This window comes from Rhodocytophaga aerolata (assembly GCF_030503435.1).
Lineage (GTDB): Bacteria > Bacteroidota > Bacteroidia > Cytophagales > 172606-1 > Rhodocytophaga > Rhodocytophaga aerolata.
In genome coordinates, this window is record NZ_JAUKPO010000013.1 from 61,688 (window position 1) to 87,986 (window position 26,299).

At 42.4% G+C, this 26,299-nt stretch carries 20 protein-coding genes; 12 read left to right on the forward strand and 8 right to left on the reverse strand.

Annotated elements, in window-relative coordinates:
* Positions 1-205: 205 nt before the first annotated feature.
* The 5 genes from Q0590_RS20440 (at position 206) to Q0590_RS20460 (ending at position 6,701) form a co-directional block, all read left to right on the forward strand.
* Positions 206-1,234 carry a Gfo/Idh/MocA family protein gene (locus tag Q0590_RS20440; protein ID WP_302039457.1) on the forward strand — a complete coding sequence of 343 codons (1,029 nt, stop codon included), beginning with the start codon at positions 206-208 and terminating at the stop codon, positions 1,232-1,234.
* 63 nt (positions 1,235-1,297) lie between these two features.
* Entirely contained in the window at positions 1,298-2,773 is a 1,476-nt protein-coding gene (locus Q0590_RS20445; RefSeq protein ID WP_302039458.1) for a sugar ABC transporter ATP-binding protein, read from the forward strand.
* A 32-nt stretch (positions 2,774-2,805) separates the two neighbouring features.
* Positions 2,806-3,819 (forward strand): ABC transporter permease, encoded by a 1,014-nt coding sequence (locus Q0590_RS20450; protein ID WP_302039459.1) that lies wholly within the window; start codon positions 2,806-2,808, stop codon positions 3,817-3,819.
* Positions 3,820-3,861: 42 nt separating this feature from the next.
* Complete coding sequence (locus Q0590_RS20455; RefSeq protein ID WP_302039460.1) at positions 3,862-4,887, forward strand: substrate-binding domain-containing protein; 1,026 nt, start codon at positions 3,862-3,864, stop codon at positions 4,885-4,887.
* A gap of 29 nt (positions 4,888-4,916) precedes the next feature.
* Positions 4,917-6,701 carry a D-apionate lactonase family protein gene (locus Q0590_RS20460; RefSeq protein ID WP_302039461.1) on the forward strand — a complete coding sequence of 595 codons (1,785 nt, stop codon included), beginning with the start codon at positions 4,917-4,919 and terminating at the stop codon, positions 6,699-6,701.
* Here Q0590_RS20460 and Q0590_RS20465 read toward each other — a convergent pair.
* Entirely contained in the window at positions 6,698-9,307 is a 2,610-nt protein-coding gene (locus Q0590_RS20465; protein ID WP_302039462.1) for a DUF5686 and carboxypeptidase regulatory-like domain-containing protein, read from the reverse strand. The two genes, Q0590_RS20460 and Q0590_RS20465, sit on opposite strands and share 4 nt — an antisense overlap.
* A gap of 254 nt (positions 9,308-9,561) precedes the next feature.
* On the opposite strand from Q0590_RS20465, the gene Q0590_RS20470 reads away from it, so the two are divergent.
* Positions 9,562-10,722, forward strand: coding sequence for an MFS transporter (locus Q0590_RS20470; RefSeq protein WP_302039463.1), 1,161 nt, complete (start codon positions 9,562-9,564; stop codon positions 10,720-10,722).
* 42 nt (positions 10,723-10,764) lie between these two features.
* Here the strand turns inward: Q0590_RS20470 and Q0590_RS20475 are convergent, their stop codons facing one another.
* The gene (locus Q0590_RS20475; RefSeq protein ID WP_302039464.1) at positions 10,765-11,502 is read right to left on the reverse strand and encodes a glucosamine-6-phosphate deaminase; all 738 of its coding nucleotides are present in this window, start codon (positions 11,500-11,502) and stop codon (positions 10,765-10,767) included.
* A gap of 117 nt (positions 11,503-11,619) precedes the next feature.
* Between Q0590_RS20475 and Q0590_RS20480 the strand changes: the two genes are divergently transcribed.
* Complete coding sequence (locus tag Q0590_RS20480) at positions 11,620-12,309, forward strand: SGNH/GDSL hydrolase family protein (RefSeq protein WP_302039465.1); 690 nt, start codon at positions 11,620-11,622, stop codon at positions 12,307-12,309.
* 76 nt (positions 12,310-12,385) lie between these two features.
* Positions 12,386-12,751 carry an endo-1,4-beta-xylanase gene (locus Q0590_RS20485; RefSeq protein ID WP_302039466.1) on the forward strand — a complete coding sequence of 122 codons (366 nt, stop codon included), beginning with the start codon at positions 12,386-12,388 and terminating at the stop codon, positions 12,749-12,751.
* Between the two features lie 46 nt (positions 12,752-12,797).
* Here the strand turns inward: Q0590_RS20485 and Q0590_RS20490 are convergent, their stop codons facing one another.
* From Q0590_RS20490 to Q0590_RS20500, 3 genes are all read right to left on the reverse strand, one after another.
* The gene (locus Q0590_RS20490) at positions 12,798-13,826 is read right to left on the reverse strand and encodes a VWA domain-containing protein (RefSeq protein ID WP_302039467.1); all 1,029 of its coding nucleotides are present in this window, start codon (positions 13,824-13,826) and stop codon (positions 12,798-12,800) included.
* Between the two features lie 176 nt (positions 13,827-14,002).
* Entirely contained in the window at positions 14,003-14,941 is a 939-nt protein-coding gene (locus Q0590_RS20495; protein WP_302039468.1) for a hypothetical protein, read from the reverse strand.
* A complete protein-coding gene (locus tag Q0590_RS20500; protein ID WP_302039469.1) occupies positions 14,941-15,813 on the reverse strand; it encodes a DUF58 domain-containing protein in 873 nt (290 codons plus the stop codon). The genes Q0590_RS20495 and Q0590_RS20500 overlap by 1 nt, the downstream gene beginning before the upstream one ends.
* Before the next feature lie 202 nt (positions 15,814-16,015).
* On the opposite strand from Q0590_RS20500, the gene Q0590_RS20505 reads away from it, so the two are divergent.
* Both Q0590_RS20505 and Q0590_RS20510 read left to right on the forward strand, forming a co-directional pair.
* Positions 16,016-16,357: a DUF4296 domain-containing protein gene (locus Q0590_RS20505; RefSeq protein WP_302039470.1), complete on the forward strand. Its 342-nt coding sequence runs from the start codon at positions 16,016-16,018 to the stop codon at positions 16,355-16,357.
* An 80-nt stretch (positions 16,358-16,437) separates the two neighbouring features.
* Complete coding sequence (locus Q0590_RS20510) at positions 16,438-18,837, forward strand: endonuclease MutS2 (RefSeq protein WP_302039471.1); 2,400 nt, start codon at positions 16,438-16,440, stop codon at positions 18,835-18,837.
* 5 nt (positions 18,838-18,842) lie between these two features.
* On the opposite strand, the gene Q0590_RS20515 is transcribed toward Q0590_RS20510, so the two are convergent.
* Together Q0590_RS20515 and Q0590_RS20520 are read right to left on the reverse strand one after the other, a co-directional pair.
* On the reverse strand, positions 18,843-19,400 hold the full coding sequence (locus Q0590_RS20515; RefSeq protein ID WP_302039472.1) for a fasciclin domain-containing protein: 558 nt from the start codon (positions 19,398-19,400) through the stop codon (positions 18,843-18,845).
* A gap of 70 nt (positions 19,401-19,470) precedes the next feature.
* Entirely contained in the window at positions 19,471-22,743 is a 3,273-nt protein-coding gene (locus Q0590_RS20520; protein WP_302039473.1) for a DUF7948 domain-containing protein, read from the reverse strand.
* A gap of 198 nt (positions 22,744-22,941) precedes the next feature.
* On the opposite strand from Q0590_RS20520, the gene argH reads away from it, so the two are divergent.
* Positions 22,942-24,273: an argininosuccinate lyase gene (gene argH / locus Q0590_RS20525; protein ID WP_302039474.1), complete on the forward strand. Its 1,332-nt coding sequence runs from the start codon at positions 22,942-22,944 to the stop codon at positions 24,271-24,273.
* Between the two features lie 129 nt (positions 24,274-24,402).
* Complete coding sequence (locus Q0590_RS20530) at positions 24,403-25,287, forward strand: ion transporter (protein WP_302039475.1); 885 nt, start codon at positions 24,403-24,405, stop codon at positions 25,285-25,287.
* A 19-nt stretch (positions 25,288-25,306) separates the two neighbouring features.
* Here the strand turns inward: Q0590_RS20530 and Q0590_RS20535 are convergent, their stop codons facing one another.
* Positions 25,307-26,278: a DUF2279 domain-containing protein gene (locus Q0590_RS20535; protein ID WP_302039476.1), complete on the reverse strand. Its 972-nt coding sequence runs from the start codon at positions 26,276-26,278 to the stop codon at positions 25,307-25,309.
* Positions 26,279-26,299: the final 21 nt, after the last annotated feature.

Sequence of the window (26,299 nt, forward strand, 5' to 3'; positions counted from 1 at the left end):
CAATTATGAGCTTAAGACTAAGCTATTATCCCTTTGCTTAGATGTTTTCAAAGCAATGGAACTCTGGCTTATTTTCTATTTTTTCTTAAGTTTATCTAATTTTATTTTGATAGCTGCAAATAAATAATATTTTTGCTAAAAGCAATACAGTAGAGTACAGTAGTGTAAAATTCCTGTATATTCTTTTTTAGAACTTCACCTATTCATGCAAAAATTAACGTTTGCCGTTTTCGGGACAGGCTTCTGGTCTTATTATCAATTGTCTGGCTGGAAAGAACTGGAAGGGGTAAAGCCGCTTGCCTTGTATAACCGCACGCGTTCCAAAGCCGAAGAAGTAGCCAAGCAGTTTAATGTGCCTTTCGTCTATGACAACCCCGATGAGCTGCTGGAAAAACATGCCCATGAACTGGATTTTATAGATATTATCACGGATGTAGATACGCATGCTCTTTTTACCGGGAAAGGAGCAAAATACGGGGTAAATGTGATCTGCCAGAAACCTATGGGCCCAAACCTGGAAGTATCCGGAGGGATGGTAGAAACTTGCAGGCGGGCAGGTGTGAAGTTTTACATTCATGAAAACTTCCGGTGGCAGGCACCAATCCGCAAATTAAAAGAAGTGTTGGACTCCAATGTTATAGGCAGGGCATTTAAGGCACGTGTTTCCTTCTGTTCCGCTTTTCCAGTGTTCGAAAATCAGCCATTTCTGGTTGAGCTAGACCAGTTTATCTTAACTGATATAGGTTCACATATTTTAGATATTTGCCGTTTTCTATTTGGCGAGGCTAGCTCCTTGTTCTGCCAGACGAGCCGGATAAATCCAACAATTAAAGGTGAAGATGTAGCTAATGTACTCTTACAAATGCAAAGTGGCCTGAGTTGTTATGCTGAAATGTCTTATGCTTCCATCCTGGAAAAGGAGGCTTTTCCTCAAACCCTGGTTTCTGTGGAAGGAGAGAAGGGCTCAGTAGTTCTAACCCATGATTTTGTTCTCAAAATTACCACCCGCCATGGAACAAGTGTTACGGAAGGCAAACCTATAGTATATCCTTGGGTAGATCCGGCTTATACGGTAGTCCATTCATCTATTGTAGACTGTAACCGCAATATTCTACAAGATTTACAGGGGATAGGGAAAGCCGAAACAACGGGAGAAGATAACTTTAAAACTGTACAACTGGTTTATGCTGCCTATGAATCGGCTAGGCTTAACCAGGTAGTATATATTTCATGATTTATAACAACAGATTCGTAACGAACAGCTTAGACTTTTCTAGTTTCCAACTTTTGCAAGTAAATGATGTATCTGCAACTTAAAGGTATCAGCAAATATTTTCCTGGGGTAAAAGCCCTGGAAGATATCCATATGGCGTTGCAGAAAGGAGAAGTTCATGCCATTTGCGGAGAGAATGGGGCAGGGAAAAGTACGTTAATGAATATCCTAACCGGTAATTTACAGCCAGATGCCGGTGAGTTATTGCTTAACACCCAGAAGATTCACCTCTCAGGCCCAATGCAGGCGGCAAAGATGGGTATTGCTATTGTGTATCAGCAATTAAGTCTGGTAGATACGCTTTCAGTGGCTGAAAATATTTTTGCAAACAGTCAGCCGCGTAACCGCTGGGGCTTTATTCAGTATAGCCAACTCTATGAAAAGACAAACCAGTTACTTAGCAGGCTGGGTCTACATGATCTGCAAGCTCAAACACTCGTAGTGGATTTATCTCCAGGACAAAAACAAATGGTAGAGATTGCCAAAGCTTTATCTAAGGACCCTACTATTTTAATTTTAGATGAACCAACAGCCTCCATTACTGAACGGGAAACTCAAGTTCTATTTACGCTTATCCGGCAGTTGAAACAGGAAGGAAAAACGATTATTTATATTTCTCACCGCATGCAGGAAATCTTTCAGATCGCCGACCGGGTTACCGTGCTGAAAGATGGAAAATACCAGGGCACTTATCAGACAAGTCAGGTTTCTGTTACGGAATTAATCCGGATGATGGTCGGAAGAAATGTGGTGGTAGAAAAATATGCGTCATCGGCTACCAGCGAACAAGTGTTGGAAGTAAAAAACCTTTCAGGCAAGCGGTTCCGGAACATTAGTTTTACCCTTCATGCAGGAGAAATTCTGGGTCTAGCAGGCTTGGTTGGTGCCGGACGTACGGAAATTGCTCAAACAATATTTGGATATTTGCCCAGAAGTTCGGGAGAAATACTGGTAAAAGGAAAGCCGCTTACCGTATCACATCCGGAAGAGGCCATTGCCGCAGGTATCGGGTACATCCCTGAAGAGAGAAAATCGCAGGGCTTATTTCTGGAAAAATCCATAGTTGATAATATTCTTGCTGCCAAGCTGACAACTGCTATCGAACATGGTTGGTATAACCCAGATAAAGCTACAAACCTGGCGATCATGTATAAAGATAAACTTCGCATTGTTGCACCAGACGTTCATCAGCCCACCGTATATCTCAGTGGAGGTAATCAGCAAAAAGCAGTAATAGCCAAATGGTTAATGGCAGACCCGGATGTCTTGCTGGTAGACGAACCCACTCATGGAATTGATGTAGGTGCCAAAGCAGAAATATATGCCTTGCTGAGAAAATTAGCTGAACAAGGAAAAGCCATCCTCCTTATTTCTAGTGAACTTCCTGAAATACTTGGGTTGGCAGACCGGATTTTAGTGATCAGGGAAGGAAAAATCAGTGGAGAACTTATGGGACAAAAAGCAACCGAAGAGGAAATAATGGCTTTGGCAGCAATTTAAGCCAAACGACAACGTGTGTAAACATACATAGTATGCTAAAAAAACTGCTTCAAGACCGGGTATATTCTCTGGGAATTACAATAGCCCTCATTTGTTTGGTGGCTTCAATACTCTTTCCTGCCAATTTCCCTACATTCGAAAATGTAAGCCAGGTGATGCTCAATTTGTCGATAGATACGATTGTGGCGGTAGGCATGATGCTGCTATTGATTAGTGGTGCATTTGATCTCTCCGTAGGCTCGGTAGTAGCTTTTTCAGGGGGGCTGGCGGCTAATCTGATGTATTTTCACAACCTGCCGGTGCCATTGGCTATTCTGGCAGGATTATCAAGTGCCATTCTGATCGGGTGGGTAAATGGATACCTTATTGCCTACCAGGGAGTAAATCCAATGATTCAGACACTGGCGATGATGGGGATTGTGCGGGGTGGTGCCTTACTGGTGGCAGGCGCAGGCATACAAAATCTGCCTTACTGGTACAATGCCATCGGGCAATCCAAATTGCTGGGTATCCAGATGCCGGTCTGGTATATGTTGCTGATAGTCGCTATACTCAGTTTTCTAGTCAATAAAACCGTGTTTTTCAGGCGCTATTATTATATCGGAGGAAATGAAAAAGCAGCACATTTGTCTGGTATCCGGGTTAAACAAATGAAATTGTATGGGTTTATTTTATCGGCTGCCCTGGCAGGAATTGCCGGTATCTTGTTGAGTTCCCGCTTAGGGGCAGCTATGTCTACCTTGGGTAGAGGAATGGAATTGCGGGTAATTACAGCCGTTATTCTGGGAGGAGCCAGCTTGAGTGGCGGGGTAGGAAAAATTCCGGGAGCCTTGCTTGGTGCAATGTTTATGGGAATTATAGCCAACATAATGGTTATTGCCAGAGTTTCCGGCTTGTGGCAAGATATTATTTTGGGCATAATACTGATTTTCGCGGTCTGGCTGGACCTGTTTGTGCAGAAACGCAGCCTGCATCAGAATTTTTTCAGGCCTATCTGGAAAAAAGAAAGTAGTAAAGAGCTGGGTAAAGCTGAACTTGTAGAATAGACAGCAGCAATTAATGACTAATTACAAACGACTCCCTTAAAAATGAAACGCCTTTCAACTGTTCTGTATACTACATGCCTGACTGGTCTGCTGGTTGCCTGTGAACTTCCCCCCAGACAGCATTCTGGTGAAAAACAAACAGCAGACATTATACGCACAAGTGCTAGTACCGAAGTAGACCCTAATGAGGAATATGTGATGGTGACTACGGCTATTAATATGCCCATGTATGTAAACCACGATCAGGCAGCATTTAAAAAATGGGGGGCAGCCAGAGGGGTAAAAGTTTCAGTATTAGGTCCGGCCGAATGGGATGTGCCAGCGCAGATTGAAACCATTGAACAGGTAATTGCTACCCGTCCGGCAGGCTTGCTGATCAATGGCACAGATCCTGGAATTACCCAAGCCATCAATAAAGCAGTAGCCGCCGGAATACCTACGGTTGTTTATGATTCGGATATTCCAGGTTCCAGACGGCATGCTTTTCTAGGAACCGACTGGTATCAGATTGGGCAAATGCAAGGGGAGGAGATGGTAAAATTGATTGGTGGGAAAGGAAAGATTGCTTATATGGGAATTTTAGGGCTTACCAATATGGAACAAGGCTTTCAGGGTTTACTGGATGTAATAAAAAAATACCCGGAAATAGAGGTAGTTGGCAAGTTCGATGACAAAGCCAATGTAGAAACTGCTGCCAAATTAACCTCAGACCTGTTAGCTGCCCACCCAGACCTTTCTGGTATTTGTGGCTTCGATTCTAATTCCGGGCCTGGAATGGCTTTGGCTGTAAAAGAAGCTGGTAAAGCAGGTAAAGTAAAAATCACCACCGTAGATTGGGAACCAGAGCATTTGCAATTAGTTCAGGAAGGTGTCATTCAAATGCTTGCCGGGCAGAAACGGGAATTATTTACCTGGTATGGTGCCCAGTTCTTATTTGATATGGTGCATAGTACCAATAAACTTTCTGCCAATGATGCCCAGATTGGCATTACCAATATTCCCCATACGATCAATACTGGCCTGATAAAAATTACGAAAGAAAATGTAGGCCAATTTCTGAAAAGATAAATTCTCCTGTTTAACATTCAAACTTCTCTATGCTCCTTAAAGCAGGACATTTTAGCCTAACCTACGAGAATGGTTTTTTGCGGTATGTGAAATTGGCAGAACATGAAGTTATCCGGATGATCTATTTTGCCGTCCGGGACCGAGACTGGAATACTATACCAGGTATTATCTCCAATGAGCAAATTTCTCAAACTGAGAATTCTTTTAGCATCCGGTACCAGGTTGATGTGAACAAAGAAGAAATACAAATGCAATGGCAGGTGCAAATTACCGGCCTGCCAGATAGTACCATAATCTTTGATCTTCAGGGTGATGTGTTGCATACGTTCCAGAGAAACAGGCTGGGAATTTGTGTACTGCACCCTGTAGAAGGCGTGGCCGGTGAGCCCTGTATCATTGGTCACCCGGATGGAAGTATTACTCAATCGTATTTTACGTCCTATATCAGCCCCTATCAGCCATTTAAAGATATCCGGTTTATGCGATGGACAATGGGTGAGAAGCATACCTTTCAACTGGATTTTGAAGGGGAAGCATTCGAAACCGAGGACCACCGTAACTGGACAGATGCTTCGTATAAAACCTATTGTACACCTTTGAATTTGCCTTTTCCTGTAGAAGTGCAAGCCGGTACGCATATTCATCAGCAATGTACTTTACGTTTGCTAAATACAACAAATGAAAATACACCTGCCCAGCCGGATGAAAAAATTGTAATTGAGGTAGTAAACCAATCTTCTGCGTTCCCAGATATGGGGTTGGGGTTGAACCGGGAAACGGAGGAGCTTAGAGAAAGTGAAATTACCTTTTTGAAAAACCTTTCCCTCTCTCATCTCAGAGCTGATATTTTTCTCAACAGATCAGGTTGGCAACAAGTATTGCAGCAAGCAATTGATCAGAGTACTAAAATAGCTAGCCCCCTGGAGGTAGCCTTGTTTTTTGGAGATCATCCTGGCAATGAACTTAGCCAGATGCTTGCATGCCTTACTTCTCAGCAGGCAACAGTCAAGCAGATGCTCGTATTTGAAGCTGCGACGAGACTAAGCACTACCTCATTACTGAAGCAAGTAGCACCTGCCATCCGGCTGGCTTTACCAGATTGTATGATTGGCGCAGGGACAGATGCCAATTTTGCAGAGTTGAACCGGCATTCTTTTGAGCATTCGTTAACAGATTTTGTCACTTTTTCAGTTAATCCGCAAGTTCACGCCTTCGATAATTTAACCTTACTTGAGAATATGCCGGCACAGGCAGATGTTGTCTTGAGTGCCAGGAGACTAGTACCAGATAAACCGGTACATATTTCTCCTGTTACTTTAAAGCCCCGCTTCAATGCTGTTGCTACAAGTGGGCCTGTTACCTCTATACCACCTGCCGATGCAAGGCAGGCTACTCCATTTGCCGCCGGCTGGCTGCTTGGTAGTTTAAAATATATCAGTGAGGCAGGGTCATCGGCTATTACCTATTTTGAAACTACCGGCAGCCGGGGAATTTGTTCTGGACAACAGATTTATCCGGCAGGTATACTCTTAAACCATATACTTAGTCAGAACCCCGGAAAAGTGATTCTTACCAGATCAAGTAAGCCGTTAAATGTTTCTTCTTTGTTGCTGCAAACGCCAAAAGGTCAGTTTTTATATCTGGCCAATCATACACAGGAGGAGCAATTCATTCAGCTTGCCAATGGGATTCAAGCAAAAAGTTTAACCAATATCCTGGAAAATACACAGCTTACTCTATCCTTGCCAACTAATAGTTTGATGCTGAAACCTATGAGTATTGTAGCAATAACAGTAGTTTCTGTACTAACCTAATCTTCTGAGAAGTTAATGCCTATACTTGTGGCAATGCCGATTCTAAAGCCATAATCCTGATATTTTCCATTCTGAAAAGAGGCTGCTGCTTCCAGCCGGAAAATCCGCAAGATACCATCTATAGAATAGCCAATCTCTGTATAGTTATTAGACGTAGGCGAGGCCAGATAATTCACAAATACATTTTCCCGGATACCAGTCATGCGGATTATAGGGAAAGCTGTTACTAAGAATTTCCTGAAGTGATAATGAACATTAGCAGTAAAGTATTTGTCTGAAGTGCTAAACTGGTAATAGTCCAATAAGCGGAAACTGCCTACCGGATCTGAAGTAGCAAAAGGTGTGCGGTTTCCAAGGAAATGCTTGAAATCCATGAAATAGAGCTTGTCCTTGTTCAAAAACATGCCCCCTTGGAAAGCAAAATCTACGGTACCTCGCACACCTACATCAAAGCGATGTTTTATGCCAGCTTCCACCTGGTCGAAGTTTACATCACTGCCAAACACCTGGTTAAATCCTTTGCGGTAGTCGAGTGTGAAAACAGGGGAGGAGAAGGGAATTTCCTGTTTATTGCCATTCCGTATGCGGTACTTTATCCAAGGGCGGATCACTAAGCCTGCAGAGCCAATAAACGCTTCATGTTCAGGAAAACTAGTATTGTCTATTTCTTCATTGAAGGGCGCATTGGGTGTATAGTCTTCGATCTTTTTCCGGTCAATGAGCTTAAAGCTGGAAGTATTAAAGAGTTCACGCCGCTTCATTAATGCCCAGTTGGTATGGAAAGAAATTTTATTGCTAAGCTTTTGCCGGTAAAGTAGATTTACAAAATCCCGTTCATACAATTTCATGAGGTTTTGCTCCAATAAAAGTGTGGTGAAAGTATTCACCAGCGGCCAGATGGGTTCTTCCTGATTGTATTGCTTCACATATCGCCCTCCCTGAAGTTCCAGTCGATAATTTTTGTTATATAATCTGGTAGTTAACAAGCCAGTAAGCTTTTCTCTAGAGAATGCATACCGCAGGGTAGGGCTTACGGAAAAACGGGTTTTATTGGTATCCTGAATAACGGTACCCAGCGAAAGCCGGTAAATTATGTTGAACCCTTCCACGGTGTTGAATCCACCCAGCGGAGTGTGAATGCGGAAGTTGCTGTGTTTAGAAATTTTGTAACTATCACCCAGAATAATATCCCAGGGCTGAAAACCTTTGTGCTTGGACTGTTTCAGGGTGTCGCCTTCTTCTTTTTTCTTTTCAACCACGGCTATACTGTCAGCAATCTGGTAGCCTTTTACTTCTGCTTTGGTTAAGGGCACCGGGCGGATAGAGTCCCAATAGGTGTTGTTTTTTTTATAGGCCAGGCTATCTATTTTGTACGTGTTATTTGAAACAACTTCTGGGGCTGACTGCTGTTTCCGTTCCTGCTTTTCATAGTCTTTCAGCATACCTCTCAGCTCTTTGCGGCTAATTTCTTTCCCTGAGGCCATCCGCTCTTGCAATTGCTGATTTTTCTCTCCATACTTTTCTTCTATCTCTTTGGCTTGCTCTTTATCTAATTTTTCGTCTACCACTTGCATCTCTTCCACATACAATTCCGGATTCATAGTAATCTGGTAGTCGCTGATGGTAGCCAGGTAATTATACACAAACTCGAATCCGAAGAATTTTCCCTGAATATCAAACTTATTGGAAATGGGCAGCCAGGCTTTATCTTCAATGGGGGCGTACAGCATTTTTATGCCAATATTCACCCCCATTTTGGTGGTTTTTACATCCAAACTATGAATGCTCCACCAGTCGTCCACAATATAAATGATACCTTCTACCACATTGTCTCCTCTGGAACGGGGAGTAACCTTTATCCGGTTGATCTCAAATTCGCGGTCTTTGAAGGTTCCCATTAACTGAAATCGGTAATACGCAAAGGCTTTGGGAGATAAGGGAGAAACAGTTTCAGCAACCTCTGGCTGGTAAAAGCTCCCAAAAATAAATGGATTGGGAGAAGTATTGTTGTCTTTTCCATCGCTGCGGATAGAAATTACTTTTTCATCAAAGGTATTGGGCCTGGTATAGGAAATGTCACTTACCGATTCGGAAATATATACGCGGTCTTTGGTGATGCCTTCCTTCTCTAGCGTTTTTTTGGCAAGCCAGGGGTAGTCTTTTAACTGGCCGGCACCTTTAATATACACTCTGGCTGAATACCGGTCGATGGCTTGCGTATGGTATTTGGCTTTGGAAATGGCTTTCCGCATAATGGTATAGGCCGGGTCTTCTTTGCCTGCCCGTACAATTACATCTTTCAGCACTACTACCTGCGTTTTTAATTCAATATTCACTTCCGTAAAACCGCTGCCTACTTCTATTTGCTTCACCACACTTTCATAACCCAGATACTGATATACCAACTGGTAGCTGCCGGCTGGCAATGTTATTTCATAGAGACCGTTTTCATTGGTTGTGGTGCCAGTACCAGTTTGCTTCACAAATATGGTGGCAAAGGCTAATACACTGCCCTCATCGGATTTAACTGTTCCGCGGATGCCGCCAGCAAATGCAACGAAGGGGAGCCACAACAAACAAACACTAATAAAAGTTGATAGCCTCACATGCATGGTTGAAAAGTTTAGGTAGTTAGCCGTTGATTCAAGTTATCAAGATAAGCAATGTGCGGGTAATTTAGAAGCCTAAGCCACATGTTCCCTTGTTTGTTAAACAGATGCTCATACAATAGAAAAAGTTGCATGCATGGTTGTATATTCTGGTCAGTGTTGTTGCCGCTTTCAGCTGGTATTGTTGTAGTTTTGCAGCAATTATTTTTTAGACAAGAGTTTAGACAATACGGGAAAGTAGTTTTAAACGTATGACGTTAAATCTGAAAAGAAGAGTAGCCGTAAGTGCCTTATTCTTCTTAAGTGGGCTGTGTTTTTCCAGCTGGGCATCCAGAATACCGGATATAAAAGTAAAATTAGGGTTAAGCGAGGGGCAGCTTGGTGGACTATTATTGGGTATGCCTATAGGCTCATTAATAGCTTTGCCGCTGGTAGGCTGGCTGGTAGATAGATTCGGAAGCCGGTCTATTGTTATTATAGCTGCTATTCTCTATCCCTTGGTACTTCCGCTGATCGGGCTTGCCCCTTCTTTCTGGGTGCTGGCGTGTATTTTAATCATTTATGGCATGTCTGGCAACTTGCTCAACATTTCCATGAACACACAAGCCATTGGGGTAGAAAGCATGTATGGAAAAACAATTATGGCTTCCTTTCATGGGTTATGGAGCCTGGCTGGCTTTACCGGCGGTGCGATTGGTGCGTTTATGATTAATTGGAAGCTAAACCCATTTATGCACTTTTGCCTGATAACCTTGCTTTCATGGGGTATTATTGCTTTTGCTTACCGGTTCACTATAATCCAGCAAGGCCGTAAATCTACCGGCGGGTTGGTTCTGCGTAAACCAGATCCGTTGATTTTGCGGGTGGGATTAATAGCCTTGTGCGGCATGATGTGCGAAGGTTGTATGTTCGACTGGAGTGGGGTATATTTTCAGAATGTAGTTCAGGCAGAAAAAGCCCTGGTTACGGCCGGATATATTGCGTTTATGAGTACCATGGCTTTGGGAAGATTCATCTCCGATTATTTTACTGACCGCCTAGGTACAGCCCGGATGCTTCAGATCAGCAGCTTACTTATTACAGCTGGGTTAGTGCTTTCTATCGTCTTACCTTATTTGGTTCCTGCTATTGCCGGTTTTTTACTGGTGGGGTTAGGGGTATCATCAGTTATTCCACTTACCTATAGTGTGGCTGGCAAAGCCAATACCTTATCTCCGGGAATAGCTATTGCCCTGGTTTCCAGTATCGGGTATTTCGGCTTTTTGTTTGGCCCGCCATTGATAGGATTTATCGCTGAAATATTTAGCCTCCGGATTTCTTTTGCATTTATTGCCTGTATGGGGGCCATTATTGGCGTATTAGCACTTAGTAGTTTTACAGCTAAATCTACCCCCCAGCTGGACGTTAGGTAAGCGAAATACAGCATATTTTGGACAATTAATTACTAAATAAAACTAGTTGCCCTTAAGCGTCAGTCCACTTGCTGCTTCTTTATCCAGCATCACCAGGCCATTGGGATGAATCTGGAATACGCTGGCTGGCACCTTGTTGGAAATTTCCCCTTCCAAAGCTTTGGCAATGATTGATGCTTTTTTGCTGCCACTGGCAATTAAGATGGCTGTTTTTGCTTCCAGCAAATGTTTTATTCCTAAGGTAATGCCTTGCTTTAATAGGGTTTCAGAAGTAAAATATTTCTGGGCAGTTTCAATTGTAACTGCATCCAGGTCTCTGACATGAGCATATAAATCAAAGGAGGAGCCAGGTTCATTCAAGCCAATATGTCCATTTAATCCGACGCCGACTAGCATGATGTCTATTGGTCCATGTTCAAAAATTGACTGGTCGATTCTTTTACATTCCTGGGCTAAGTCAGTTGCTTTGGCATCGAAAAATACAATGTTTTCTTTAGGAATGTGTAAGGGATGAAAAAAATGCGTATACATATACTGCTTGCAACTGCCGGGTGTGTGTTCATCCATTCCTACCCATTCATCCAGGCCTACAAACCGGCACTGGCTAAAATCAACTTTCTTCTCTAATCCATATTGAACCAGCAATTGTAGGGTACCGGTTGGCGTATCTCCAGACGGGAAACAGAGCAGAGACCGTGGGTGCTTATTTACATATTTGGCAACAAAATCTGCTGCTGCACGCGACATTTCTTGGTAATCCGGGAATATAGAAATTTTCATAGAAACAAGGTTTGCTAGGGGAATCCCAATCTACCGGAAAATCTTTTACGATCATACTATTTGAGTTTGCCACTGATAAATAATATATTCAGGGTTTGAATAATATTCATCCTACACATGACTACCTCTATTTTACAAAAAAGTTTATTCGCCTTGTGCATTTGTCTCACCCTCACCGGTTTTTCTATGTTTATTAAAAAGCAGAAAGTCGTTTTCTTCGGCGACTCCATTACCCAGGCGGCCGTTAAGCCCAATGGCTATATTGATGTGTTAATGAAAGAGCTTCAGAAACAAGGCAAATCGGAAAATTATGAATTGATAGGTGCCGGAATCAGCGGAAACAAAGTGCCTGACTTGCAACAACGTCTGGAAAAAGATGTGCTCTCCCAGCAACCAGATGTGGTTTTTGTGTACATAGGAATTAACGATGTATGGCATTTTACCCATCCTTCTACCAATGGACAGGGTACACCCATTGCTCAATATGAAAGCGGATTAACCGATGTAGTTAATAAAATAAAGGCTGCCGGTGCAAAAGTGATTGTTTGCACGCCTAGTGTAATTGGCGAAAAATACGATGGCTCCAATGCACAGGATACCATGCTCGACGACTATGCAGCGGTAAGCCGCAAGGTAGCCAAAGCTACTAACAGCCAGCTATGCGATCTGCGGAAAGCCTTTATCAGCTACCTGAAAAAGAACAATAAAGCCAACCAGGAACAAAATATTCTGACTTCAGACGGAGTACACCTGAATGAGCAGGGCAATGCATTTGTAGCCAGTGAAATGATAAAATTCCTGAAATAGATTCAATAAACAACGTAGAAGCCATCAGCTTTGCCAGGAGAAAAAGGAAAGTACCGCCTATAAATACAGTGTTTATTTGCCGGATTTTTGGAGGTATTTTTTCCTGCCAGCTTGCAATTGTCAAACGGAACCAAGCAGCTACCTGGGAAGAACATTTACAGGATGCTTCTTTTCCAGAAGGAGAGGATATAACTGTTACGGAAGAGTTATTGTAACAGCAGAAAGAACTATAAAACAAATTAACTCCTTATATAAAGCGCTTTCCAAAGAAAACCAATATGCCCTTACCTTCTGGGGAGTAGCCGATGCCGATAGCTGGACCAGGAGTTGGTTTAAGCGGAAAGACTGGCCCTTGTTGTATGACGATAGTTATCAGCCAAAACCTGCCTGCCAGGGATTCATGGAAGGGCTCAAAGAAAACAGGACTACGGCAATAGAATAAATTGGGAAAGAATACGTATACAGGTAACCGCTACTTTTTTAATTCATCAATCTTCTAAAATATTATTGATAAAAGTAGATTTGGTAAGCAGCCAGAAGAGAAAAAATACGATTGCCCAGCGTAGATAAACCGGATAATAGTCTTTTGTGTCCAGGAACCGAACTTCCGTGATCTTTGCTTTTTCGTAAGTATTAATCTGTGTAAAAATTTCTTCCAGATCTAGTGTGTTCGAAGCTCTGTAAAACTTTCCTTCCCCGATCTGGGCAATTTGCCTCAGAATTCGTTCATCGATGGTGTTTTCTACATATTGTATCTTGCCATTATCATCTTTGTACGGTAAGCGGCCTTCGGTTCCCACAACAATGCTATACACTTTTATGCCATAGACCTGGGACAGCTGGGCAGACGTAATAGGATCTATATTGCCGGCTGTATTATCTCCATCACTGATAAGAATCGCTACTTTACTGGTGGAAGGAGTGTCTCTCATCCGGTTTACCGTTACGGCCAGGGCACTACCAATAGCTGTGCCGCCGGTCTGAATCATTCCTGCCTTGATTTCATCTATGTATTCGTGCAGTAAACTATAGTCGGTCGTGAGCGGCACAAGTCCATAGGCGTCTCCTGAAAATACAACAATGCCAATGCGGTCGTGTAGCCGCCCGCGGATAAAGGTATGCGCCACGTTTTTAGCTGCTTCCAGCCGGTTGGGTTTAATATCTTCCAGCAGCATAGACTCTGAAACATCCATGATTAAGGTAATATCAATTCCTTCAGAGCTTTGTTCTAGTCTTTCCTGGTTTCGCTGAGGCCGGGCCAGACAAATGATGAGGAAGGTAAACGTTATACTGAGCAGCAGATCGGGCAGGAAACGTAATAAACTGACAGGTGACCAGCGGAGTTGTCTGGTGGGAAGGGCTACTTGCAGTTTTTGCCGGAAACGCGTATGCAGCAGCCAACGGAAAATAAATAAGAAAGGAATAACCGGCAACAGGAAAAAAAAGGGACGTTTATCCCAGGTAAATCCCCGTAATGTATCCAGCGTGAACCAATAAAACGAAAACCAGTTATCCATTTTTAGTAAATTTAGACATGTAAAAGTTTGAGAATATGGAAATGAATAGAGTAATAGAAAATGATCTCCAACATTTTACTGGTTAATGGTTTTTTGTAAGTAGAACACTTGTTTATCAATCGTTTCAAATAAAGTCAATTGGCTGATTTTCAAATTTCTATATATACTAATGGTTATTATACTTTCTGTTTTTCAATAAATGCTCTTTTTTCGATATAAGAACGTTTGGCTACATACGCCAATATACGGGTATACCGGATAGATTCTTCTGAAGCCATTTGTCCATAAATGATCCGGTCGGTATGTTGCAAGGCTTCGGCAAGCTGCTGGTTAGGAATTACTTCAATAATTTCTTTGGTAGTATAGGTGCTGAAGGGTTTGTTTTCCAGAGACTCCATATAGTTTTTCCATAATATTACAGCATTTTCTACATTCCCTACTGCATCTTCTGTCTGCACATTTTTAACAAAACGGTCGAATGCACTACGGAACTGGCTGTGTTCCCGGCTGATGCTGTAAAGCTTAATAAGCTTACGTATCCGTTTGCCAAATGCCAGGTTAATTAATAGCAAAGCCAGTACGATACCAGTGACAAGTAAGAGGGTATAGCCATAGTTGTAATAAGTGCGTACTGGCACATAATTCAGGTTTGTTTTAGCCGCTAAAGAATCCGGTGGAGAATGAACCATGGTGTGTAAATAAACTGAATCTGGTTTGGCAAATACCGCAGTACAATCCGTTTGCGTAATAATATAAATAGGAAGGGAAAGATATTGGACAGAATCCAGTGAAAACGATGCAAGCGTATATACAACGCTGTCCAGGCTGCCAGATTCATCCGTACGGGTAGGAAAATAGTCTTTGCCTAACCATTCAAAACCTGCATATTGAAAGCTGGAGTCAGGAAAAATTACTTCCATATCTGCCGGATGTTTCAGACTTAATGAATAGCCGATGGGATAGCCAATTTTAAGGGTATCTGAAAGAAATTTACCAATGGGCTGCGTACCCTGCCATGCAACAGGTTGTTCCTGAGCCAGTGCTGGCATAGTTTGTGCCATAACAAACTTGAGTATAAGCAGCAACCCGGCTAAGAATAGGTTTCTTTTTTTCATTACCGCTGCTTGATATTTCGTACCCGGAATAATTTTACCAGCCTCGGCACAAAATCCTCTTCGGTGTTTACTGGCAGGTAGTTTACTTTGTTTTGCCGGCTGAATTTTTCGAGCTGGGCTTGGTTGCCAGAAAAATGTGTGGTTAAATGCTGCGTTAAGGTTTTAGAAGAGGTATCAATCCAAATGGTTTTATTGGTTTCTTTATCATATACTGGAATAATGCCCAGGTTCGGCAACTGGACTTCCTGGCTATCCGAAAGGTGAATAATAACCAGGTCATGCCTCTGGGCCAGGGCTTTCAGGCCGGACTCATATCCGGAATCTAAAAAGTCAGAAATAAGTATGATGATACTCCGGCGTTTAACGATGTTCAGCGTAAAAGAAATTGCTTTGGCAAGATTTGTTTTAATGGAGGAAGGTTGCAGTTTAAACAGGTTCAATACCAGTTCGTAGCCATGTTTCAATCCTTTGCCAGGCCGGATGTAGGCTTCTTTTTTGTCAGAGAAACAGATAAGCCCTACCTGGCTGGCTTCTTTTACCGCCGAAAGGGCAAGTACCCCACAAATATCTCTGGCAATATCTATTTTCTGCTTGTTTTTGCGTCCAATCTGCTGAGAACCACTGACATCTAATAGGAAAAAAACGGTTTGCTCTTTTTCCTCCCGGAATAATTTTATATAGGTTTCATGTCCCTTGGCACTTACGTTCCAGTCGATACGGCGCACATCATCCCCATACTGGTAAGCCCGCACATCTGTAAACTCCAGGCCAGAGCCTTTAAACACAGAACCATAATCTCCCCGCATGTGCGAACTGACAGCTTCCCGTATCCTGATTTCAAATTTGCGTAACCTGGCCAGTATCTCTTTCATAGTAAAAAATGGAAATTAGTATTTTCCAGGTAAAATTCTTCAGGAACGAATATACACAACAGAAATTAAACCATAAACAATCAATATGCCGCCATATCTCTTCCATATGCTTACTTCTTTGGCTAAGATAGCAGTGTATCCTACTTACAAAAATACAACGTCTTCCCGGGAAGTATACACTGAAAATGAGTAAATTTGCCTGGTGAAAAAACTGCTTATATTCTTTTTGCTGCTACCGGCTTGCCTAAGCAAGGAAAAACCTCCCCAGGGTGTGCTTCCTTCAGACAAAATGGTAGCTATTCTGGTAGATATTCATATAGCTGAGGCCAGAGCTAACCGCATACAACTGCGCTCGTATGACTCTATACAAGCCTATTATAAGAAGCTGGAAGCCAATGTATATCAGAAGCACAAGGTAGATTCGGTGACTTACCGCAAGAGTTTCAGGTATTACATGGATCATATGAAACAGATGGATGAGATCTATACAGCGGTGGTAGATAGCCTGAATGTACGGGAAAAAGTAGGAAAATTAGATTATTGACGAACGACTATTGACTAATGGTGAATTATTAATGAGTACTTCACTTAATCATTAATTATTCGCCATTGCCCATAAAAAATATGTTATACCCCCATACAATAGAACAAAAATTAGGTTTTGATAAAATAAGAGAGCAATTAAAGGAAGAGTGTATCAGTACGCTGGGGCAGGCTTTTGTAGATAAACTTCGGTTTTCCAACGATTTTGATATGATTCAGAAGCTGGTTGGGCAAACTGCAGAATTTAAAGAAATACTCCTGCATGAAGGAGATTTTCCTTCCGGAAATTATATTGATGCTAATCCGCACTTGAATAAGGCTGCTATTGAAGGAGCTTTTTTATCGGAAGAAGAGTTTTTTGACATAAAATTATCGCTGCAAACGATCTATGCCTGCCTGCAATTTTTCGCCAAAAAGGACGAAACCGCTTATCCCAATTTGCGCGAGTTCAGCCAATCGGTGGAAGTGGATGTAAACCTGCTCAAGCAGCTGGATAGGGTTTTCGATAACCGGGGCAAACTGAAAGACGATGCTTCCCCGGAACTATTGTCTATCCGGCGGCAGATTATTTCCGAACAGAGCAACTTGCGAAAAAAACTAGATACTATTTTAAAATCTGCTAAAAGTCAGGGCTATATATCAGACGATGTATCGTTAACCGTGCGTGGCGGACGAATGGTAATTCCGGTAAGCGCCGAACACAAACGCCGCATCAAAGGCTTTATTCATGATGAGTCAGCTTCCGGACAAACAGTATTTCTGGAACCTGCCGAAGTTTTTGATATCAACAATGAAATAACTGAATTAGGGTATAAAGAAAGGCGGGAGGTTGTACGCATACTCACCGAACTAACTAACAAGCTGCGTCCTTATGTACCTGCCTTGAAGAAAGCCTACACTTTTCTGGGGTTAATGGATTTTGTACGTGCCAAAGCAAAGTTCGCCATCCGCACCGAAGCTATAAACCCAGTGTGTGTAAAACAAACCCTGATCGACTGGATTAATGCGAGGCATCCGCTGCTGATGCTTTCTTTTCAGAAGCAAGGCAAAACAGTAAGGCCCTTGACTATTAAACTTGACCATAAAGAACGCATTCTGATCATATCCGGACCTAATGCCGGAGGTAAATCCATAGCCCTGAAAACAGTTGGTTTAACTCAATATATGTATCAGTGCGGTATGCTAGTGACGATGGCAGAGCAATCCCAAATAGGCTTGTTTAAGGATATTTTTATTGACATTGGCGATGAGCAATCTCTGGAAAATGACCTGAGTACCTACAGTTCCCATCTGACCAATATGAAATATTTCCTGAAGATGGCAGACAAGTATACTCTTTTTCTGATAGATGAATTCGGTACAGGTACTGAACCAAGTGTAGGCGGAGCAATTGCAGAGTCTATTCTGGAAAAGCTAAACCAGTCTAAAGCATTTGGTGTGATAAATACCCATTACACTAACCTGAAATTTTTTGCTGAACATACACCAGGCTTAGTAAATGGGGCCATGCGTTTTGATTCACAGCACCTGGAACCTTTATACCAGCTGGAAATCGGCAGGCCCGGCAGTTCTTTTGCATTCGAGATAGCCAACAAGATAGGCTTGCCAGGAGAGGTGATTGCAGCCGCTAAGGAAAAAGTTGGGGATAAACAGGTGAATTTTGAAAAACTCCTCAGAGAACTTGAAACAGAAAAACGCAAACTGGGTACGAAGAATCAGGAATTATCTGTGCTGCAAAAATCCCTTAACCAGACACTGAAAGAATACAGTGAACTGAAAGGCCGCCTGGATACTGATAAGAAAAAGCTGATGAATCAGGCCAAAGAAGAAGCAAAACGCCTGGTAAAGGAAGCCAATCAGAAAATTGAACAGACAATCCGCGATATTCGGAAAAACAAAGCCGATAAAGAAGAAACCAAGCAATTGCGGAAAGAACTTCAGACTTTTGACCAGTCATTAAAAGTGGAATATGTACCCGAACCCACAACGGAGAAAGAAGAATTACAGGTAGAAGAAGGGGAAATAGAAGTAGGTAACCTGGTACGTATTAAAGGGCAGAATGCAGTAGGGGAAGTGCTTGGCATACGGGGAAAAGATGTAGAAATTAGCATCGGTGCATTAAAATCTACCGTAAAGCTCAACCGTTTGGAGAAGATTAGCCGCAAAGAGTACCGGGCTCAGGTAAATGAAAATACACCCAGAATGCTAGGTATTGATATGAATGAGAAAATGGCCAACTTCAGTTACCAGCTGGACCTGCGGGGAAAACGGGGTGAAGAAGCCATGACAGCGTTAGATGAATTTATGGATGATGCCTTAATGTTGGGCTCTCCGGAACTACGGATTGTGCATGGCAAAGGCGATGGTATTCTTCGTACGCTGGTAAGAAACCAGTTAAGGTCTTATCCTCAAGTGGCCTCTTTAGCGGATGAACATGCTGACAGGGGTGGAGCTGGGGTAACCGTAGTAAAGATGCGGTAAGGGAGTTATTTCTTATCTGCATCTGCTTCTTCTACCGGAGGCACCATTACCACATTAATAATATGGATTACGCCATTGGCTGATGTCATATCTGCTTTTTCTACATCTTTGCCGCCTGCCATAATTTTTCCACCTAGATTAGAAATCGTTATTTCTTTTCCGCCCAAACTTTGCAGCGTTTTTTCATTGGTAAGATCAGCGGAGGCGTAGCGGCCATTGGCCACATGGCTGAGCAAAAGGTTTCGTAGTTTCTCTTTGTTCTCTGGTTTCAGCAAATCTTCTTTGGCTCCTGCGGGCAGGCTGTCGAAAGCGGCATTGGAGGGGGCAAATACCGTAAATTCCTGTTTGGCGGTAATGTCAAAAGTCTTTTCCAGGTCAGCCGCTTTTAGGGCTTGGACAAAGGTGCTAAGTTGCGGATTCGCTTTGGCTACATCCAGTAAGCTTTTTCCTTTTGCTTGAGCAGATTTGCTATCTGCTTTTCTGTCTTGGCTATAGGCCTGTTCGTTACAGAAAACAAAGGCTAGTAGTAAAGCTGTATATAGAAGAATACTATTTATTTTCATAGCTTTTCAGTGGAGTATGGTTTATCATTCAAACTGAAATGCTATAAGCAAGGTTGCAGCATGGATTTTATTATTTTAATACATGTATCCATCCTTTGCAGCGGGTTCCTTGCGGGGAGGTTAGCAGGTAGTAATATACTCCATGTGGCACATCCGGCCCCCATTCATCCTGGTACCTATCGTTTATATAAACCGGTTTTCCCCACCGGTTATATATTTCTAGTTTAGAATTAGCATTGGGTGCCAAAAAGGTTTGATTGGCCTGGTCATCATTCGGGGTGATAACATTGGGAGGTAATTCTCCATTTTCTATAGTTAACACTTGCGTGCTGGTATATTCGCAGGGGCCTGTGAAAACTTTAAATATCACTTCAAAAATGCCTCCTTTTATTGGATATTCATAGCCTTCTGGCACTTCACCTCTCAACGTATCCCCATTGCCCATAATCCACAAGAAATTTTCTCCGCCAGCGGTATTATTCCGGAACCGGACCATGGCTGGTTTGCCACATTCTGACTCTACAAGTAAGTTAAAATCTATGCTTACTTCATTTTGCACCTCCACCTGTACCGTTCTTTTTTCTACACAATTGAATTCATTGGTTATGGTTACTGTATAGGTGGTGGTTAGCCTGGGGGAAGCAATGGGTTGGGCTGAGGTGGGATCACTTAAGCCAGCTACTGGTGTCCATTCGTATTTTATACCTCCTTCGGCTTGTAATTGCGTACTGGCTCCTGGACATATTTTTACTCCCGGACTTACCTTAAACTGAGCAGGGTAAACTTTAATTATTTTAGAAACACTATCTACTTTCAAACAGGTTTGGGGGTTAAAAACTTTCAAGGTAACGATGTATTCACCGGGTTTATCAATGGTTATACTAGCCGGGTTTTCAGTGTTACTTGAAGCCCCTGCAACGTCCCACAAATACGTTTTGCCTCCTTCGCTAGTATTGGTAAAGCTCGCATTGAAGGGAGCACAGCCTTCTACAACACCTAAAGTTCCGTTGCCAGTAATATCAAAATCTGCTTTTAAGCCATCCAGATCGAACTTGAAGGCTACGTTATTACAGCCATCATTTGGGTCATTTGGCGAAGGAGTAATTACATCGCCATTATTTACCCTCGACCAGACACCAGGCGTAGTAGGAAAACTGTTATTGTCCCGGCAAGAGCAGGCAGAATGGTATACCGTACCATTTTTATCAAAGCGGGAGGTGCCACCATCTACATGGTTGTTGCCTTCGGAACTGCCTAAAAAGGTAGCATAGAGCAAATTGCTGGCATTCTGGTCAAGAATCATTAAGTAGAAATCGTCACCAATTATCCCGTTGGTAGATTGAAGGGTATAGCTGTGCGAAGTTCTCCGCAAAGCATCAGCAGTCGTAGGCAAGCCACTGGTATTACTGTAGGCAATGCCCCGTTCGCCATTGACTGCGCCCCCCCAACCCGACAAATAAATAAATCCGCAATCATTTACCATGAAAGCCGTAGGAGAAATATCCGGCACGTTTCTGCCCGAGCCAATTACGGTAGAGAATAATGTCTGGGTAAAATCATTTTTAATGGCATGGATAAACTGCTTCCCATTCGTATTCTGATATACACCTTCAGAAACAGGATAGCTGCCAAAGGTGACCCCCATTACGTATACGTTTTCTTCCGTATCCAGGTCTATCAAATATACATTATCCCGGTTGGCTGTTCCGATATAGGTAGAAGTTACCAAAGTACCGCCCAGAAATTTAGCTATATACCCGTCTTCTGAATCGGCAATGGTGGGCTTAATAGCATCACTGCTAGCCGGCAAATCATTACTGGTAGTGCCTCCGCAAATATAGACACTTCCGGATTTGCCAACTCTGATACCGGAGGCAGCATCATAGCTGGCTCCCCCAAAATACGTGCTCCATTGCAAACTGGTTAACTCCGGATCAAACTGGGCAACAATGGCATCCTGGCTTCCTCCTAACGAAGCAGAAACAGGATTTACCAGGGGAAAATCTGCGGAAAGGGTAGTAGAGACAATATAAATGTTGTTGCTTTCATCTAGGTTCACTTCTCCGCGGAATTCATCGCCATAGCTCTTAATTACATCGCCAGATACATTTATTCCATCGTTGCTGCTACCTCCCAGAAAAGTAGAACCACGTAACACATTGCCAGTAGCATTCAGTTTGGCCACGAAAAGGTCAGAACCGGAGGTATACTCGATAGAAGCTTCTGTAAAGATAGCATCTCCCGTGTTAAAAGTATTGTCATAGGCGTTGGAGGTAGTAGGAAAGTCAATAGAGCCAGTGGTTCCCATAATAATCAGTTCGTTGCTTGAATCAACTATCATGCTATGAGGCACATCGGCAGCTATTCCACCCAGGTAAGTTGCATAGAGTAAGGTGCTTCCTGTTGGGTTGTATTTCAAAATGGCTACATCTACATAGTTTGCAAACTCAAACTGAAAAGCGCCAATAGTGGTTGGAAACAAGGCGCCAAATTCTATGCCGCCAGAGTACAAATTTCCTGTTGTATCTGGGGTAGCCGTAAATCCCCAGTTATCGGAAAAGGAGCCAGAATAGGTAGAAAAGACCAGGTATGGATCTATAATCAGCGGCAAGTTTTTGTTGTATCCTTTGGGGAAATCAAATTGTACGATGTTATTTTTTAAAATAAATGCTGAAGCTACCTCTTTTGCTGTGCTCCCCGCCAACTGATACGAGTAAGGTTTAGATTCCGTAATGGTGTTAACCGTAGTTTTTATTTGTAGGGTCCCTTTCTGCAAGGAAAGGTCTGAAGCACCATTGTACTGAAGTTTAATCTGGTTTATATCTGCTTTGGGAGCTACAATAAATTCATATTTCAGTGAAGCATGTTGAGAATACAATTTTAGGTCAATGCCAGGATAAATATTCCGGTAGTAAATTTCAGTGAAACTTTTTACATCTGAAGCCCACTTCGCTGGGTCTTTTCCCAGAAAATAATTCCGCTTTTCCGGAGTTTCCCCTGTGGCCTCTATCCTTGCATGAGGATTGGCATTCAAAAACTGTAGTTCAATTCCATGAGCTTTAATACGGCGTCTTTCAGGCGGAGCAACATCCATTTTTGCCCTTGGGTCATTTTTGGGATTGCCATGTAGATGGCTGGTAGCTTTTGTATCGTAAAATACATATTTCAACGAGTGGGCACCAATAAACACATATCCGCCAGGAATATCTGCCCTGTACAAAATATCTTTATCCCACTGGTTCTGGTTTTTTACAAACTTAATCGTTGGGGTAGGAGACGTTTCTGCACGGACGGTGAATGGAAAAATGAAAAGAAAACCAAGTACCAATAAAACAAACGGCATACAGAGGCAATTAAAGTATTTCAAATTACAAAAAATATAGTTGTGAATGAAATAAGGGCATTCTTTTGACTGAGGTACCAGCTACCTCAGCGTCAAATATACTTTTAATATAGAGACAATTTACAGCTTAATTCTTCAGTTTTAGGACATCCTTTGTAACTTGCAAGGCAAAAATCTACCTATTACCCAAAAGCTTGTATGAAACTCTGGCAGAAAGATTATCCGCTCAATCAAAAAATAGAAAATTTTACCGTTGGCAAAGACCGCGAACTTGATCTGAACCTGGCAGAATTTGATGTATTAGGTTCTCTGGCGCATACACAGATGCTTCAAACAATCGGGCTTTTATCCTCACAAGAACTGGAACTGATACATCAAGAGTTGAAAGCAATCTATCAGCAGATAAAAGACGGAAACTTCCGGATTGAGGAAGGGGTAGAGGATGTACACTCACAGGTAGAATTACAACTGACCAGAAAACTAGGAGATACCGGCAAAAAAATACACAGCGGACGTTCCCGTAACGACCAAGTACTGGTAGACCTGAAGCTGTACATGCGGAATGGACTGGAGAATATTGCCAGACAAACGCAGAATTTATTTACCCTGCTGATAAAACTTAGCAATCAATACAAAGATATATTATTGCCAGGGTATACTCACCTGCAGATTGCCATGCCTTCTTCATTTGGGTTATGGTTTGGTGCCTATGCCGAAAGTCTGGTAGACGACATGCACCTTTTGCAGGCGGCATACAAAATAACAAATAAAAACCCTTTAGGTTCCGGAGCTGGCTATGGCTCATCCTTTCCATTGAACCGGACTTTAACTACCCAGTTATTAGGGTTCGAATCGCTGCATTATAATGTGGTATATGCCCAGATGAGCCGTGGCAAAACTGAGCAAACAGCCTGTACAGCTATAGCGGCTATTGCGGCAACTTTGTCAAAAATTGCTATGGATATTTGCCTGTACAACAGCCAGAACTTTGGTTTTCTCACCCTGCCCGACGACCTGACAACCGGCTCCAGCATAATGCCCCATAAAAAAAATCCTGATGTGGCTGAATTACTGCGCGGACGAACGAACAGGCTGAAGGCCTTACCCAATGAATTTTCTTTGCTCTTAAGTAATCTTCCGTCAGGCTATCACCGGGATTTGCAACTAACCAAAGAAATTATGATGCCTGCATTCGAAGAGATACAAAGCTGCCTGGATATTACCTATTTTATGCTTGAAAATATACAGGTTAAACCTGACATCCTCTCAGATGCGAAATATGCACATCTATTCAGTGTAGAGCGGGTAAATGAATTAGTTTTACAAGGGGTACCTTTCCGCGAAGCCTACATGCAGGTGGGTAAAGAGATTGCCTCCGGAACATATCAGCCAACCAGGCAGGTGCATCACACACATGAAGGGAGCATAGGTAATTTATCCAATGAAGCTATAACCCACCAGATGGCGCAAGTTTGGAATTTGTTTGCCTTTGAAAAGCCGGCAACAGCCATCAAACAATTATTGCAATAAATAGCCTGGTTTCTGACAAAACAGGTAACCTCTTTGTAAAGCAGGCTCATTTCTTACGCCCTTTGCTGTGCCAGGTTCGGGAACTGATCGGGATACATACTATATTCGGAAAAAAGCATTGCTGACCGTATGATTTCGCTCCCCAATACACTTGATCAACAGCAGATACAGCCTGGTGGAAAAAAAGTGTTTACATTTTTTAAGAGTTTAGTCGAAGTGGACGACGAAAAGCAAAGTCCGGTAATTATGTACCTGATTTTGTTCAATGCTTTTATTCTTTTTTTGCACTCGTTCCCCAGCCTGGCTGCCTATTACACCATCTTTGATATTATTGACCATGTAATAACCATATTTTTTATTGTAGAGGTTGTAATTAAGATTAAGTTGCTGGGCTGGCGTAAATATTTTTCCAGAAACTGGCACCGGTTTGACTTTCTCATAGTTGTTTGTTCAGCGCCATCTATCTTATTGCTGATTCCGTATATGGCTGAAATTCTGCCAAACCTGCACTTTTTGCTGGTGTTACGGGTAGCCAGAATACTAAAATTTTACCGGCTGATAGAATTTATTCCAAGCTTAAAAGAAACTTTACGCGCTTTAAACCGGGCGTTACGGGCATCGCTCTTTTTAATTCTGGCTTTTTTTGTTTTCACCTTTGTTGTTTCTTTATTCACCTACCATATTTTTAAAGATGTAGCTCCTGAGTATTTTGGAAACGGATTAATTTCTTTTTATTCCATTGTAAAAACAGTTACCGGAGAAGGTTTCAACGTGGCCGATGAAGTAGCCGGCCAGGATACGGGCGTATTAAATGTGCTGACCCGTTTTTATTTTGTGGCCATCATTCTGTCTGGAGGTATTATTGGGTTATCACTGGTTAACACCGTATTTATTAATAAAGTTACACGCGAGGCAAATGATGAAATGGAAGAAAGACTCAAAAACGTTCAGCAAGAACTGGCAGAAATTAAGGCTTTGCTGAAACAAAACACTACCGGAATCCGGGAAGATTGATCGTATAATCTAGCTAACTTTAAAAATAGATGGGATGAAGCTTCATCCCTTTTTTATTGAATTCCAGGGCAGGAGCAGGGATGTGCACCGTGTTCAGGAAGAAAAACAAGCTTTTTAGAAATTTATTTTCAGTAGGTATTCTGTTGAAATTAATATCCAGCGAAAGATAATATTGACGGTAAGTATCGTAGCCATTCAACTCGTTCACTTGTTTATTGGCATACAACATATTTGTCGCTCCATACCCGATTGCCAAATTTACCCAGGCAGGAAACTTACTTTCATGTCTTAGCCAGGGTTGTATATCAAAGGAAAGCCAATAGGTTTGCCCATTATAATCTTTAAGTAACCGTTGTGGAAAGTTGCTTCCCAGAGTGTTTGGCCTTAAGGAGGCAAAGGGAGTTGGATGAAATGAAAACTTCGGATGTATGCGGGCTTGCTTCCACCATAGCCGCTGCAGACTTAAGGCAGCGCCAGCTGCATTGGCTACCAGGTCACTCCAGGAAGCCCCATACTCCCTGGAAAAACCATCCTGTATTTCTATCGGGATCATCAGGCCAAGCCCTGTGATAGCACCTATCCAGATGGCTTTTTTGTTCCTTATTACCGTCCATTCTAAAATCCTGGCGCTAGTGTGGCTAAGATGGTAGGATGAATAAAAGTGACCTGCTTTATCGAGTTGTTGCCATTGACGTGAATCGTCAAAAAAATGAAAACTGCTTCGGGGATTTTCTTTGTACCAGGCTTGATTTAAGCCTGCCATGGTAAGGCCATACGTTGACACACCACCTATTAATACACCAGTAAACCGTTTTTTATGAAACCGGCTTGTTGTCTGGATTGAATCCTGAGCATATAGGGGAGCAATAAAGGCGCAGGAAAAGACAAGGAACAAGCCAATAAATCTAATCCTGCTTGCCGGATAACTATTAAGTACTGGTACCAGATAGCTTTGGATGGTTACTAGAATAGTAGGTTTCACTTTCTTCATATAACATCCATACTATTCATT